10 protein-coding genes are annotated in these 14,322 nt (G+C 73.9%); 6 read left to right on the forward strand and 4 right to left on the reverse strand.

What is annotated here, in order from left to right; translation table 11 throughout:
* Window positions 1–8: 8 nt before the first annotated feature.
* The 3 genes from ccrA to AC07AL_RS18610 form a co-directional block, all read right to left on the reverse strand.
* Window positions 9–1,346, reverse strand: coding sequence for a crotonyl-CoA carboxylase/reductase (gene ccrA, locus AC07AL_RS18600; protein ID WP_478317809.1), 1,338 nt, complete (start codon window positions 1,344–1,346; stop codon window positions 9–11).
* Window positions 1,347–1,713: 367 nt separating this feature from the next.
* On the reverse strand, window positions 1,714–2,634 hold the full coding sequence (locus AC07AL_RS18605) for a TetR family transcriptional regulator (protein ID WP_363580595.1): 921 nt from the start codon (window positions 2,632–2,634) through the stop codon (window positions 1,714–1,716).
* 194 nt (window positions 2,635–2,828) lie between these two features.
* Window positions 2,829–4,604: a 3-hydroxyacyl-CoA dehydrogenase family protein gene (locus AC07AL_RS18610; protein ID WP_478317810.1), complete on the reverse strand. Its 1,776-nt coding sequence runs from the start codon at window positions 4,602–4,604 to the stop codon at window positions 2,829–2,831.
* 530 nt (window positions 4,605–5,134) lie between these two features.
* Between AC07AL_RS18610 and AC07AL_RS18615 the strand changes: the two genes are divergently transcribed.
* The 3 genes from AC07AL_RS18615 (at window position 5,135) to AC07AL_RS18625 (ending at window position 9,425) form a co-directional block, all read left to right on the forward strand.
* Window positions 5,135–6,589, forward strand: coding sequence for a glutamine synthetase family protein (locus AC07AL_RS18615; protein ID WP_363580599.1), 1,455 nt, complete (start codon window positions 5,135–5,137; stop codon window positions 6,587–6,589).
* Between the two features lie 3 nt (window positions 6,590–6,592).
* Window positions 6,593–7,729 (forward strand): amidohydrolase family protein, encoded by a 1,137-nt coding sequence (locus AC07AL_RS18620; RefSeq protein WP_363627916.1) that lies wholly within the window; start codon window positions 6,593–6,595, stop codon window positions 7,727–7,729.
* A gap of 208 nt (window positions 7,730–7,937) precedes the next feature.
* Window positions 7,938–9,425, forward strand: a complete 1,488-nt coding sequence (locus AC07AL_RS18625; protein WP_363580603.1) for a S8 family peptidase — start codon at window positions 7,938–7,940, stop codon at window positions 9,423–9,425.
* Between the two features lie 121 nt (window positions 9,426–9,546).
* Here AC07AL_RS18625 and AC07AL_RS18630 read toward each other — a convergent pair whose 3' ends face one another.
* Window positions 9,547–10,440: a HipA family kinase gene (locus tag AC07AL_RS18630; RefSeq protein WP_363627915.1), complete on the reverse strand. Its 894-nt coding sequence runs from the start codon at window positions 10,438–10,440 to the stop codon at window positions 9,547–9,549.
* A 130-nt stretch (window positions 10,441–10,570) separates the two neighbouring features.
* Between AC07AL_RS18630 and AC07AL_RS18635 the strand changes: the two genes are divergently transcribed.
* The 3 genes from AC07AL_RS18635 (at window position 10,571) to AC07AL_RS18645 (ending at window position 14,321) form a co-directional block, all read left to right on the forward strand.
* Window positions 10,571–11,011: an SRPBCC family protein gene (locus AC07AL_RS18635; RefSeq protein WP_363580607.1), complete on the forward strand. Its 441-nt coding sequence runs from the start codon at window positions 10,571–10,573 to the stop codon at window positions 11,009–11,011.
* Between the two features lie 253 nt (window positions 11,012–11,264).
* On the forward strand, window positions 11,265–12,419 hold the full coding sequence (locus AC07AL_RS18640; protein WP_363580609.1) for a glycosyltransferase: 1,155 nt from the start codon (window positions 11,265–11,267) through the stop codon (window positions 12,417–12,419).
* A gap of 378 nt (window positions 12,420–12,797) precedes the next feature.
* Window positions 12,798–14,321, forward strand: a complete 1,524-nt coding sequence (locus AC07AL_RS18645) for a sugar transferase (RefSeq protein WP_363618561.1) — start codon at window positions 12,798–12,800, stop codon at window positions 14,319–14,321.
* The last annotated feature ends 1 nt before the right edge of the window (window position 14,322 follow it).

The following is a 14,322-nucleotide window of genomic DNA, read 5'->3' on the forward strand; positions in this document are numbered from 1 at the left end:
GGTCGGCCTCAGACGTTCCGGAAGCGGTTGATCGCCGGCAGGTGCTGCTCGCGCAGCGCGTGGTCGCGCACGCCCAGGCCCTCCTCCGGCGCCAGGCAGAGCACGCCGACCTTGCCCTGGTGCTTGTTGTGGTGCACGTCGAGGGCGGCCTGACCGGTCTCCTCCAGGGGGTAGACCTTGGACAGGGTCGGGTGGATCCGGCCCTTGGCGATCAGGCGGTTGGCCTCGAAGGCCTCGCGGTAGTTGGCGAAGTGCGAGCCGACGATGCGCTTGAGCGACATCCACAGGTAGCGGTTGTCGTACTGGTGCATGAAGCCGGAGGTGGAGGCGCAGGTGACGATGGTGCCGCCCTTGCGGGTGACGTACACCGAGGCGCCGAAGGTCTCCCGGCCCGGGTGCTCGAAGACGATGTCGACGTCCTCGCCGCCGGTGAACTCGCGGATCTTCGCGCCCAGGCGCTTCCACTCGCGCGGGTCCTGGGTGTGCTCGTCCTTCCAGAACCGGTAGCCCTCGGCGGAGCGGTCGATGATCGCCTCGGCGCCCATGGCGCGGCAGATGGCGGCCTTCTGGTCGTTGGAGACCACGCAGATCGGGGTGGCGCCGCCGGCCAGCGCGTACTGGGTGGCGTACGAGCCGAGGCCGCCGCTGGCTCCCCAGATCAGCACGTTGTCGCCCTGCTTCATGCCGGCGCCGTTGCGCGAGACCAGCTGGCGGTACGCGGTGGAGTTGACCAGGCCGGGGGAGGCGGCCTCCTCCCAGGTGAGGTGCTTGGGCTTGGGCAGCAGCTGGTTGGTCTTCACCAGGGCGATCTGGGCCAGCCCGCCGAAGTTGGTCTCGAAGCCCCAGATGCGCTGCTCGGGGTCCATCATCGTGTCGTTGTGGCCGTCCGGGGACTCCAGCTCGACGGAGAGGCAGTGCGCGACGACCTCGTCGCCGGGCTTCCAGGCGTTGACGCCGGCGCCGGTGCGCAGCACCACGCCCGCGAGGTCGGAGCCGAGGACGTGGTACGGCAGGTCGTGGCGCTTGGTGAGCGGCGACAGCCGGCCGTAGCGCTCCAGGAAGGAGAAGGTGGAGACCGGCTCGAAGATCGAGCTCCAGACGGTGTTGTAGTTCACCGCGCTGGCCATGACGGCGACCAGCGCCTCGCCGGGGCCCAGCTCGGGCAGGGCGACCTCGTCGAGGTGAAGGGACTTGCGGGGGTCCTTGTCGCGGCTGTCGAGGCCCGCGAACAGCTGCTCCTCGTCCTTGTGGAGCGTCACCGCTCGGTAGGACTCGGGAAGCTTGACGGCGGCGAAGTCCTCCGACGTGGCGTCGTTGCTGAGGATCGCGTCGAGGATTTCCTGCATGGCTGCCTCCGAAGGCGTACCTGTGTGAGGGCACAGGGCGTCTGGGGTAGCCGGGAGCGGACACCGGCTTCGCTGAGGTGGGTGGTGGGTGGTCGGGCTGGGCGCCCGGGGTGGACCGGGCCGAACGCGCACTGCTCCCGGGGTGTGGGAACGCCGGACGACGGCGCGCCGAGGTGGGGAGCCGCGGCGCCGCGACTGGTGAGTAACAAGGTAGTGGCACCCTGTGCCACTCGTAAAGACACCGGGTGTCACGAATTCCGGCGCGCTGGAGCGGCCCCTGAGCGCGCTGCGGCGGATATCGAAAGGGCCCGCGTCGACTGCTCGACGCGGGCCCTCGATATCGCCCTGAACTGGCTAAATGATGGGCTCAGGACTCCCTGGCGCCACTCAGTGCGGCCCGGATGCTGTCCACCACCACGTCCAGCGGAGCGTCCGTCCGGGCGACTGTGATGAGTACCTCACCTCCAGGACTGGCACTCAGTGCGCTCTCGGCCAGCACGTCACCGGGAGCCCCATTGGCACCCGGTGCCACCAGGGAGCCGCGGCGTCTGGCACCCGGCGTGCTGGAGGCCCAGAAGGTCCGCCGGATCACCTCGAAGGAGTGGTCCAGCTGCGCCTCCACGTCCCCGCGCCCGCCGGCCCGCAGCCAGCGCCGCAGCACGTGGTTGTGCGCCGCGACGACCGCCGCCGCCGACACCTCGGCCAGCATCGAGTCGTCCTCGCCGCCGCGCTGCCAGCCCGACGGGATGGACTCCCCGGTGTCGAAGCGGCCCAGCAGGTACCGGGTGAACAGCCGCTCGTACCGGGCCACCACGGCGATCTCCCGCTCGCGCAGCGCCGGGACCTGACGGATCAGCTGGTACCGCGCGACCGACACCCCCGGCGTCGAGGCGTACATCCGCAGCACCTCCTTGATGCCGCGGCAGACCACGTCCAGCGGGTGCTCCTCCGGCTCGGCGCTGGCCAGCAGGTCGGCCACCCGGACGAGGGTGTCGTCGTGGTCCGGGAAGATCGCCTCCTCCTTCGACCGGAAGTACCGGAAGAAGGTCCGCCGGGCCACCCCGGCGGCGGCCGCGATCTGGTCGACCGTGGTCTCCTCGTAGCCCTGCGAGGAGAACAGCTCCATCGCGGCCGTGGCCAGGTCCTGACGCATCTGCTGGCGCTGCGCCGCCGCCCGGCGGCTGCCCGGCCCCCCTTCCGGCCCGGTGCCCCCGGTCGAGGAGCCCGTCCGGTCGGCGCCGCGCGGTCCGGCGGAGTGCTGCGGGGTGGCTGACTGAACCCGATCCATGTCCGGAACGCTACACGGCCCCGGCGGTTCGGCCGCGGCCCTTCCCCGACGGACCGGTGCGACCGGGCCGGTGACGGCCGGTCTGGGCCAGCGCGCGGACACCGTCCCCGGGCTCCAGCCCGGTCTGGCCGGGCCGGACCCGGTCCCGGGCGGCGCCGCCTCGCGCGCGGCGGCGCCCCCGGCAGCCGGCGTGGTCACCGGCGCGCGTGGTCGCGGAAGCCGCGGCCGGTCTTGCGGCCCAGGCAGCCGGCGGCGACCAGGTGCTCCAGCAGCGGCGCGGCGGCCAGGCCCGGTTCGCGGAACTCCTGGTGCAGCACCTGCTCGATGGTCAGCGAGACGTCCAGGCCGACCACGTCCAACAGCTCGAACGGGCCCATCGGGTAGCCGCAGCCCAGCTTCATCGCGGTGTCGATGTCGTCCACCGTCGCGTAGTGCTCCTGGAGCATCCGCACCGCGTCGTTCAGGTAGGGGAAGAGCAGCGCGTTGACGATGAAGCCGGCCCGGTCGCCGCACTCCACCGGGTGCTTGCGGACCTCGGCGGTCAGCTCCAGCACGGTCGCGGTGACGTCCGGCGCGGTCAGCACGGTGGAGACCACCTCGACCAGCTTCATGGCCGGCGCCGGGTTGAAGAAGTGCATGCCGATCACGTCCTGCGGCCGCGAGGTGGCCGTCGCGCAGCTGATCACCGGCAGCGAGGAGGTGGTGGTGGCGAGCACCGCTCCCGGCCTGACGATCTTGTCCAGGGTGGCGAACAGCTCGCGCTTGACCGCCAGGTCCTCGGCCACCGCCTCGATCACCAGGTCCACCTCGGCCAGCTCGGCGTACTGGCCGACCGGGGTGACCAGCGCCAGCGCGGCGTCCCGCGCCTGCGCGCTCAGCCGGCCCCGGTCGACCACGCGCGCCAGCGACTTCGCCAGCTGCGCCTTGGCCCGGTCGGCCTTCTCCTGGCTGCGGGCGGCCAGCAGCACCGGGCGGCCGGCCTTGGCGAAGACCTCGGCGATGCCGGTCGCCATGGTGCCCGAGCCGCAGACGCTGACCGCGCGGACCTCCCGGCCCGCCACCGCGGCCCGCGCCGGGCCGGCCGCCGCGTCGACGGCCCTGGACGAGCCGGGCGCCTCGTAGGTGTAGAAGCCGCGGCCGGACTTGCGGCCCAGCAGCCCGGCCGCGACCAGCTGGCCGAGGATCGGGGCGGGCGCGTGCAGGCGGTCCCGGGACTGCTCGTACATCGCCTCCAGGACGGTCCGCGCGGTGTCCACGCCGATCAGGTCGAGCAGCGCCAGCGGGCCCATCGGCAGGCCGCAGCCGAGCCGCATCGCGGCGTCGATGTCCTCCCTGGAGGCGTACTTGGACTCGTACATCGCGGCGGCTTGGTTCAGGTACGCGAACAGCAGGCCGTTGACGACGAAGCCGGCCCGGTCGCCGGCCGCCACCGGCTCCTTGCCGAGGTCCCGGGCGAACGCGGCGGCGTCCTCGGCGACCTGCGGGGAGGTCAGCACCGTGCGGACCACCTCGACCAGCTTCATGCTGTGCACCGGGTTGAAGAAGTGCAGGCCCAGCACCCGCTCCGGGCGGGCGGTCGCGGCGGCGATCCGGGTCACCGAGAGCGCGGTGGTGCCGGTGGCCAGCACCGTCTCCGCCGGGCAGATCCGGTCCAGTTCGGCGAAGAGCTCCCGCTTCAGCTCCAGCTGCTCGGGCACCTCCTCGATCACCAGCTCGGCCCCGGCGGCGGCCGACAGCTCGTGGCCGACCGAGATCAGCGCCAGCAGCGCGGTGCGCTCCCCGGCGGTGATCCGCTCCCGGTCGACCGCGTGCGCGGTCGCCTCCTCGATCCGGGCCAGTGCCCGGGCGGCCGAGTCCTCGGTGGCCTCGATGCCGATCACCCGGCGGCCGCTCCTGGCGACGGCCACCGCGACACCGGCACCCATCGTGCCGAGGCCGACGACGGCGACTGTGGAAAAGGGACGCTCCATCTGTCCTGACTCCTAGTCCTGAAGGGCCCGCGCACGCCCCGGCGGCCGGGCCGCCGCGCCCGCGCGTGCGGCGGGGGCGGCCGCCGCCGGGGGAGGGTCCGCGCGCGGGGCTGGGGAGATGACGGGTTCCGGCACACCGCCGCGGCGGCCGGTCCGCTCCGGCCGAACTGAGGGGTGTGCCGTGGTGCTCAGGCGCTCAAGGGTGAAAGGAAGCGGCTCTGATACGAGGAAGGAGACCCGGCCCGCCGCGGTTCGCGGCGCCGGCCGGTGAATGACGCACCGCGCGCCCGCCGTGGACACGGCGACCGCAGGCCCCCGCCGGTGCGGCTCCCGTAGCCCGGCGGTGGTGCGTCCGGCCACTGTAGCGAAGCTACCCGCGAGTAGGAAGGGGTGCGGGCGTCACAAAAGGCATCGGGACGGCGGGGCGGGGCCTGGCGGCGGCCCGAACGGGTGAACGGGCGGACAGGCGTCCACGGGGACCACTCGATAGGGGAGTTACCCGGCCGCGACGGGCGGGGCAACATGGGGGCATGACCCTCGGAACCGCCGCCGGCCCCGCCGCGTCCGCCACCGGCTCCACCGGCCCGGCCGGAGGCCTCGGTGGGCACCTCGCCGCCGTCACGCTGCCCCCGTGCGCCGCGCGCGTCGAACAGGCCGAGGCCGCCGTCGACCGGCTGCGCACCGCCGCCGTCGACGCGGTGGCCGTCACCTGGGTGGACAACGCGGGCATCACCCGGGTCAAGGCCGTCCCGCTGGGCGCCCTGGTGCACGCCGCGCAGTGGGGCGTCGGCGCCGCACCCTGCTTCGACGTCTTCCTCGCCGACGACGGCATCACCACCAGCCCGAGCACCGGCGGCCCCACCGGGGACCTGCGGCTCTACCCCGACCTCGACCGGGTCGTCCCGCTGGCCGCCCAGCCCGGCTGGGCCTGGGCCCCGGGGGACCGGCACACCCAGGCCGGCACCCCGCACCCCGGCTGCCAGCGGCTGTTCGCCCGCCGGATGGAGGCCGCCGCCGCCGAGCGCGGGCTGACCCTGCGGGCCGGCATCGAGGTCGAGTGGGTGGTCGCCCTCGCCGGCGGCCCGCAGGACGAGCCGCAGTACCCGACACACGGCCCCGCGTACGGGATGCACCGGCTCACCGACCTCACCGACTACCTGCGGGACGTCCTGCGCGCCCTCGGCGAGCAGGGGCTGACCGTCCTGCAGATCCACCCCGAGTACGCCCCGGGCCAGTTCGAGGTCTCGGTGGCCCCCGAGGGCCCGGTCGGCGCCGCCGACACCTCCGTCCTGGTCCGGCACACCGTGCGGGCCGTCTCCGCCCGGCACGGCCTGCGGGTCTCCTTCGCCCCCGTGGTCGAGCCCGGCGCGGTCGGCAACGGCGGGCACCTGCACCTGAGCCTCTGGCGGGACGGCCACAACCTCGGCCACGGCGGCCCCGGCCCGCACGGCCTGACCGCCGAGGCCGAGGGCTTCCTCGCCGGGGTGCTCGGCGCGCTGCCCGAACTCCTGGTGCTGGGCTGCTCCAGCCCGGCCGGTTACCTGCGGCTGGTGCCCTCGCACTGGGCCGGCGCCTACCAGTGCTGGGGCCTGGAGAACCGCGAGGCCGCGCTGCGCCTGGTGACGGGCTCCACGGGGGAGCGGGCCGCCGCCGCCAACGCCGAGGTCAAGTGCTTCGACGCCAGCGCCAATCCGTACCTGGCGGTCGGCGCGGTGCTCGCCGCCGGTCTCGTCGGTCTCGACCGACACCTCTCGCTGCCACCGGAGTTCACCGGGGACCCGGCCGCCGCCGAGCCCGGCTCGGTGCCCCGGCTGCCGACCGGCCCGGCGGAGGCGCTGGCCGCGTTCGAGCGATCGGCGGTGCTGCGCGAGGCGCTCGGCGGGCCGCTGTACGAGGCGGTGCTGGCGGTGCGCCGGGCCGAGGGCGAGCAGTACGCCGTCGCCACCCCCGAGCAGCTGGTCGCCGCCACCCGCTGGCGGTACTGACCGGTGCCCGCCGGGGCCCTGGCGTTGCCCGGGCTGGTCGACCACCACTGCCACAGCGTGGTGGCGGCCGACCTCGCCGACGACACCCTGGCCGGGCTGCTCACCGAGTCCGACCGACCGCCCGCGCCCGGCTGTTCGCCCTTCGACAGCGCGCTCGGCCTGGCCGTCCGGCGCTGGTGCCCGCCCGCCCTCGGCCTGCCCGCGCACGCCCCGGCCGCCGACTACCTGGCCCGGCGGCGCGAGCTGGGCGGCGCCGAGGCCACCCGCCGGCTGCTGGCCGCCGCCGGGCTGGACACCTGCCTGGTGGACACCGGGCTGACCACCGCCGCGGGCCTTCCGCTGCTGCCGCTCGGCGAACTGGCCGCGGCCGCCGGGGCGGTGGTGCACGAGGTGGTCCGGCTGGAGTCGGTGGCCGAGGCGGTGGCGGGCCCGGCCGAGTCCTGGCCGCAGGCCGTCGGGGAGGCGCTGGCGGCCGCCGCCGCGGGTGCGGTCGCGGTCAAGTCGGTGCTCGCCTACCGGCACGGCCTGGCCGCCCCCGCCGAACGGCCCGCGCGGGCGGCCGTGGTGGCCGCGGCCGGCGCCTGGCTGCGCGGCGGGCGGGGCCGGCTGGCCGACCCGGTGCTGCTGCACCACCTGCTCTGGACGGCCGTGGACGTCTGCGCCGGGCTGGGCCTGCCGCTCCAACTCCACACCGGCTTCGGCGATCCCGACCTCACCCTGCACCGGGCCGATCCGTCGCTGCTGACCGGTTTCGTGCGCGCGGCCGAGCCGAGCGGCGTCCCGCTGGTGCTGCTGCACTGCTACCCGTACCACCGCCAGGCCGGGTGGCTGGCCCAGGCCTTCCCGACGGTGTACACCGACCTCGGGCTGACCGCCTCCTACACCGGCCCGCGGGTGGCGGCGGTGCTGGGCGAGATGCTGGAACTGGCGCCGTTCGGCAAGCTGTTGTTCTCCACCGACGCGTACGGGCTGCCCGAGTTGTACCTGGTGGGCGCCGCCCAGTTCCGGTACGGACTGGGGGCGGTGCTGGCCGACTGGCAGGCGGGTGGCGCCTGTTCGGCGGCGGACGCGCGGCGGCTGGCCCGGCTGGTCGCCGCGGACAACGCCCGCGCGCTGTACTCACTGCCCGGCGCACCGTAGCACGTCGGCGAACCGTCACTTTTTAACACTCTTCAACTCTGTTGACGTGTTGGGCCTCCGGACTCCTTGGTTCCGATGTTGGCCAACATGTGACGATTAGATGACTACCTCTTGCGCTTATCAGCGAATATTCATTAGCGTCCCGATCATTCCAGGCGCACCTGCCACACCGCAGCTGCCGCATGACGACTCGGGAGGGCCAACCCCTATGAGAGTTCCTCGGATCAGCCGGACCCGGTTCGCGGCGGTGGGCCTCGTGCTCGCCACCGCCGGCGCCCTCGCGCTCCCGGCCGGCACCGCCGTCGCGGCCCCCTCGGCGGGCTCGACGACCGGTCCGCTGCTCAGCTACGTCGTCAACACCAAGGCCAACCACGGCCAGGTGCAGAAGGTCGAGAAGGCGATCACCGCCCTCGGCGGCTCGGTGGTGTACTCGTACGAGCAGATCGGCGTCGTCATCGCCCGCTCGGACGACACCGCGTTCGCGCAGAAGCTGCGTCAGGCCAAGGGCGTCGACTCCGTCGGCGCCAGCCGCACCAAGGGCATCACCGCCGCCGACCAGGCCAAGGCCGAGGTCGCCGCCGAGCCCGCCGGCGCGCCCGCCGCCGGTCAGGAGCCGTACGAGGCCAACCAGTGGGACATGCGTCAGATCGGTGTCGACAAGGCGCACAAGCTCTCGCTCGGCAACCGCAACGTCACCGTCGGTGTGCTGGACTCCGGCATCGACGCGACGCACGAGGACCTGGCCGCCAACGTGGACGCCTCGCAGTCGGTCTCCTGCATCGACGGCGGCAAGCCGAACACCGACTGGAAGTCCTGGCAGCCCACCACCAGCGACCACGGCACCCACGTGGCCGGCACGATCGGCGCCGCCAAGAACGGCAAGGGCGTCGTCGGCATCGCCCCGAACGTGAAGCTGGCCGCGGTCAAGGTCGTCGACGACGGCGGGTTCATCTACCCGGAGTACGCGATCTGCGGCTTCGTGTGGGCCGGTGAGCACCAGTTCAAGGTGACCAACAACAGCTACTACGTCGACCCGTGGATGTTCAACTGCCCGAACGACAAGGACCAGGCCGCGATCAGCGCCGCCGTCCGCAAGGCGGTCTCGTTCTCGCAGCGCAAGGGCGTCCTCAACGTCGCCGCGGCGGGCAACGAGAACATCGACCTGGCGCACAAGACCGTTGACGTCGCCAGCCCGGACGACACCACCAAGGTGACCCGCCCGGTCACCAACGACTGCCTGTCGCTGCCGACCGAGCTGCCCGGCGTCATCGCCGTCTCCTCGGTGGGCGTCAAGGGCGACAAGGCGTACTACTCCAGCTACGGCAAGGGCGTCGTGACCGTCGCCGCGCCGGGTGGCGACGCCCGCTACCAGATCCCGGACACCCCGGACAAGAACGGCCGGATCCTCTCCACCATCCCGGGCAACAAGTACGGCTACATGCAGGGCACCTCGATGGCCACCCCGCACGTCGTCGGCGTGGTCGCGCTGCTCGCCAGCACCTTCCCGTGGGCCAACCCGGACGAGCTGACCGAGCTGCTCACCAACCAGGCGGAGTCGCACCCCTGCCCGACCGGCGAGTACAACCCGGGCGGCACCGGCGCGTACAAGGCCACCTGCGAGGGCGGCGCGGACGACAACGGCTTCTACGGCGCGGGCATCATCAACGCCGAGAAGGCGGTCCAGTGGTGGCGCTGACGCGCTGACCACGGCGACACCTGAACACTGAGCCGGGGAGCGGGCCCATCCGGGTCCGCTCCCCGGTCGCTTCCTGCCCGGGCCCCGCCCGGCCGACCTCTCCGGGCGAGCCCCGGCCCGCTCACTCGACGTGCTGGTCCCAGCCGGTCTCCACCGACGGCTTGCCGTGCAGGTCCGGGACTTCCTGGAGCCAGGCGGGCCGGCCGGCCCGGGTCCGGGCCTCCCGGCGGCGTTCGGCCTCGCGCAGCTGCTCGGGGGTGGCGAAGCCCTCCGGGAGCCACTGCGCGGAGAGCACCACCCGGGCGGCCAGGTGGGACACGTAGGCGTGCCGGACGGCGGCCGCCGAGTCGAAGCCGGGCTCGTCGGCCAGCCACTCGTCCGGGACGAGCGCCAGCACTTCCTCCAGCAGGCCGACGGTGACCAGCGGGCCGAGCTCCTCGTCGGCCAGCCGGACGTCCGGGGCCGAGCCGCCCAGCGCGTGCGCGCTGAGGTCGTAGCGCCTGCCGACCGCCGCCTCGGCGGTGGTCCAGCGGTGGTGGAAGATCAGCGCGGCGCCGTTGTCGATCAGCCAGAGCCGTCCGTGCCAGACCACCAGGTTGGGGTTGTGGACGGTGCGGTCGACGTTGCCGGTGAGGGCGTCCAGCCAGACCATCCGCCCGGCCTCGGCGGAGTCCACCGGGATCATGCCCGGCCGGTAGTCCCGCGCGCCGGGCAGCAGGTCCATCCCGAGGTTGAGGCCGCCGCTGGCCTTGAGCATGTCCTGGATCTCGGTGTCGGGCTCGTCCGCGGCGACGGCCGGATCGAAGTCCACCAGCCGCAGCTCGGGGACGCGCAGGCCGAGCCGCCGGGCCAGCTCGCCGACGATCACCTCCGCGACCAGCGCCTTGCGGCCCTGCGCGGCGCCGGTGAACTTGACCACGTAGGTTCCCAGGTCGTCGGTCTCCACCACACCGGGGACGGAGCCGCCGGACCGCAGCGGGTCGACGTAGCGCACTGCTGTCACCAGATCGAGCACACCGGCCACCCTATCCCGCCGCCCCGCCACCGCAGCGGCCCGTCCGGTCGGCCTCCGCCCCCGGCGCTGTGATTGGCTTGCCGGTGAGAATCGGAAGACCAGAAGACCACCGGACGAGGAGAGCAAGGCCATGGGACAGGTGCAGGCCACCACCGAGCGGGACTACGACGCCGCCCCCGAGCGGGTGTACGAGGCGCTGGCCGACTACCGGGTGACCCGTCCGAAGCTGCTGCCCCCGCAGTACAGCGAGTACGAGGTCCGGGTCGGCGGCACCGGCGCCGGCACCCAGGTGCACTGGAAGCTCCAGGCCACCGAGAAGCGCGTGCGGGACTGCCTGTTCACCGTCTCGGCGCCCTCGCCCGACCAGCTGGTGGAGAAGGACGCCAACTCCAGCATGGTGATCACCTGGACCGTCTCGGCGGCCGGTGAGGGCCGGTCGAAGGTCGTCGTCTCGGCCACCTGGCAGGGCGCGAGCGGCATCGGCGGCTTCTTCGAGCGCACCTTCGCGCCGAAGGGCCTGAACCGGATCCACGACCAGGTGCTGGCCAACCTGGCCGCCGAGGTCCGCTGAGTCCGCGAGCTCACTGAGTCCGCGAGCTCACTGAGTCCGCGAGCTCACTGAGTCCGCGAGCTCACTGAGTCCGCCGAGCTCACTGAGCTCGCCGAGTTCGTCGAGTTCGCCTTTCCCGCGGCAATTCGCCCGGGAATTCGAGCGGCCCGCCCACCCGTACGAGCGGAAAGCCGTACGGGTGGACGGCCCGCCACCTCCGGGTGACGAGGGCCGCCCGGCGCGGGGGAGCCACCCTAGGCTCGCCGCCGTGCATATGACGATCCTTCACATTTCACAGCCCGTGGACGGCGGAGTCGCCCGCGTCGTCGCCGATCTGGTCCGGGGGCAGCGCGAGGCCGGTCACCGGGTGCTGGTCGCCTGCCCGGGCGGCGGCCGGCTGGCCGAGGAGGCCGCCGCCGTGGGCGCGCTGGTCCATGACTGGCCCGCCGGGCGCTCGCCGGGCCCGGGCACCGCCGCCGAGGCGTGGCGGCTGCGCCGGATCGTCCGGGCGGCCGCGCCCGACGTGGTCCACCTGCACAGCGCCAAGGCCGGGCTGGCAGGCCGACTGGCGGTGCGCGGCGCGGTGCCGACCGTCTTCCAGCCGCACGCCTGGTCCTTCGCCGCCGTCGAGGGCCCGATGGCCACCGCCACCCTGCACTGGGAGCGCTTCGCCGGCCGCTGGGCGCACCGCCTGCTCTGCGTCAGCGTCCAGGAGCGGGCCGACGGCGTCGCCGCCGGGGTGAGCGCGGACTGGGCGGTGGTGCCCAACGGCGTGGACGTGCGCCACTACGCACCCGCCGACCGCCGGGCGGCCCGGATCGCGCTGGGCCTGGACCTGGACGCTCCGCTCGCGGTCTGCGTCGGCCGGCTGTGCCGCCAGAAGGGCCAGGACGTGCTGCTGGCGGCCTGGCCGGAGGTGCTGCGGGCGGTGCCGCAGGCCCGGCTGGCGCTGGTCGGCGGCGGCCCCGAGGAGAACCGGCTGGCGGACCTGGTCCGGGAGTCGGCCGAGCCGTCCCGGGTCCGGCTGGTCGGGGACGTGCCGGACCCGAGGCCGTGGCTGGCGGCGGCCGACCTGGTGGTGCTGCCCTCGCGCTGGGAGGGCATGGCGTTGGCCCCGCTGGAGGCGATGGCGGTGGCCCGTCCGGTGCTGTTGACCGACGTGCCGGGCGCCCGGGAGTGCCTGCCCCAGGCCGAGCGGGGGCGGGCGGTGGTGCCGCCCGAGGACGTGACCGCGCTCGCCACCCGAATGGCGGAAGCGCTGTCCGATTCGATCGAGTGTGAGCGACGCGGGGCGAGGCTGCGCGATCACGTGGTCGCCCGGCACGACGTCCGCACGGTGGTCGAACAGGTGGACGCGCTGTACCGCCATCTGCTGGGTGCCGGTCCGGCGGCCGGGCGGCGCCGGGCCCGTGTCCCAGAGCGGATCTGATCGTTTCACATGCCGTGAATGCCCGCCGATCCGGCGCCGTCGTATTCGCACCCTCAACCGGATAGGGACGAGGCGTCAAATCCGAAATACCTATTAATGGGCGGCTGGAATGAAACGGCAAGTCAACTTCCAGCCTACGCAGCCAGGTTATGTATTGTCGGATTTCGCCTGCTTCGTTTCGATTTCACGCCGGGAATTCGCGACTGAGCCCTTCATGGTCGCGCCTCGCGCGGCCGGGCCCGGTGCGAGAGGACCGAAAGCCGCCAGCGGTAGCAGGTGCTGTCAGGACCGCGCCCACCGGGCCGGGACGGCCGCTCCGCGCCATCCGGTGCCGGGGCGCCGTCACCCCGGGCACACAGCAGGGGAGTTCGTGCGCTGATGACTATTGACCACGACAGCGTGCCGCGATCCGGTCGGTCCCTGTCCGGCCCGCGGCGGCCCGGCACCGGGCTGCTCGACCGCCCGGCCGGATCCGCCCAGACCCGGACGGTGCCGCCGCCCCGCCGGCACCGCGGGGCGGTCCGATCCCGGCTCGCCCTGCCGCTCGCGCTGGTCCAGGTCGACGCGATCGCGCTGTGCACCGCCACCGGCCTCGCCAACCGGGCCGTCGACCCGGCCGTCCCGCTCGCGCCGCTGCTCGGTGCCGCCGCCGTCCTGCCCCTGCTGCTCGTGCTCAACCTGGTCGGCGGCCTCTACCGCACCCGGCTCACCCTCTCCGTCCTGGACGAACTGCCCGCGCTGGCCGTCCGGGCCGTCGTCGCCACCGCCTTCGCCGTCACCCTGGCCGGTTGCCTGGACGGCCGCTGGCCCGACTGCGGCCCGGCCACCCCGGCCCGGCTCACCGTCCTGCTCGGCGTCCAACTGCTGATCGCCGCCGTCGGCCGCGCCGTGCTCTACCACCTGGTCCGGCGGATCCGCCGCAGCCGCCCCAACCCCGTCCTGGTGCTCGGCGCCGGCCGGCTCGGCCGCCGGGTCGCCGCCGCCCTCAGCGAGCGCGGCGAGTACGGGATGCGCCCGGTCGGCTTCCTCGACGCCGACCCGCCGCTGCTCGCCGGCGACACCGACCTGCCCGTCCTCGGCGGCCGCGAGGTACTGGAGCGCGAGGTCCGCCGGCACCGGATCCACCACGTGGTCGCCACCGCCGGCGCCGCCGACGAGGCCGAGACCGCCGCCGCCCTGCGCGACGCCGCCCGGCTCGGCTGCCAGGTCTGGCTGGTGCCCGCGCTGCGAGAGCACGGCTCGCTGCCCGCCGGCCCGCTGGCCGGAGCCGACCACCTGTGGGGCTTCCCCTGCCTGCGGGTCGGCAGCCCGGCGATGCGCCGCCCCGGCTGGGCCGCCAAGCGCGCCTTGGACGTCACCGCCGCCGGGCTCGGCCTGCTGCTGCTCGCCCCCGTCCTGGTGCTCTGCGCGCTGGCCGTCCGCTTCGACACCGGCCCCGGCGTGCTCTTCCGCCAGCAGCGCACCGGGCTCGACGGCAAGGTCTTCACCGTCCTCAAGTTCCGCACCCTGCGCCCGAGCAACGAACACGAGTCGGCGACCCGCTGGAACATCTCCCAGGACCACCGGATGGGCGCCGTCGGCCGACTGCTGCGCCGCAGCTCGCTGGACGAGCTGCCGCAGCTGTGGAACGTGCTGTGCGGAGACATGAGCCTGGTCGGCCCGCGCCCGGAACGCCCCTACTTCGTCATGCGGTTCGGCCAGGCCTACCCCGAGTACGCCGACCGCCACCGCGTCCCGGTCGGCCTGACCGGCCTCGCCCAGGTCAACGGCCTGCGCGGGGACACCTCGATCGAGGACCGGGCCCGGTTCGACAACCGCTACATCGAGAGCTGGAGCCTCTGGCAGGACGTCAAGATCCTGTGCCGCACCGCGGTCCTGATGCTCCACCCGGACGGGAGCTGAC

It is taken from the genome of Kitasatospora sp. NPDC043949, assembly GCF_056435365.1.

Excerpts from the sequence above, each read along its gene's own strand:
- AC07AL_RS18615 (WP_363580599.1), top strand. The coding sequence starts at position 5,135 with ATGACCCTCGGAACCGCCGCCGGCCCCGCCGCGTCCGCCACCGGCTCC.
- AC07AL_RS18635 (WP_363580607.1), top strand. The coding sequence starts at position 10,571 with ATGGGACAGGTGCAGGCCACCACCGAGCGGGACTACGACGCCGCCCCC.
- AC07AL_RS18605 (WP_363580595.1), bottom strand. The coding sequence starts at position 2,634 with ATGGATCGGGTTCAGTCAGCCACCCCGCAGCACTCCGCCGGACCGCGC.
- AC07AL_RS18610 (WP_478317810.1), bottom strand. The coding sequence starts at position 4,604 with ATGGAGCGTCCCTTTTCCACAGTCGCCGTCGTCGGCCTCGGCACGATG.
- AC07AL_RS18640 (WP_363580609.1), top strand. The coding sequence starts at position 11,265 with ATGACGATCCTTCACATTTCACAGCCCGTGGACGGCGGAGTCGCCCGC.
- ccrA (WP_478317809.1), bottom strand. The coding sequence starts at position 1,346 with ATGCAGGAAATCCTCGACGCGATCCTCAGCAACGACGCCACGTCGGAG.
- AC07AL_RS18645 (WP_363618561.1), top strand. The coding sequence starts at position 12,798 with ATGACTATTGACCACGACAGCGTGCCGCGATCCGGTCGGTCCCTGTCC.
- AC07AL_RS18625 (WP_363580603.1), top strand. The coding sequence starts at position 7,938 with ATGAGAGTTCCTCGGATCAGCCGGACCCGGTTCGCGGCGGTGGGCCTC.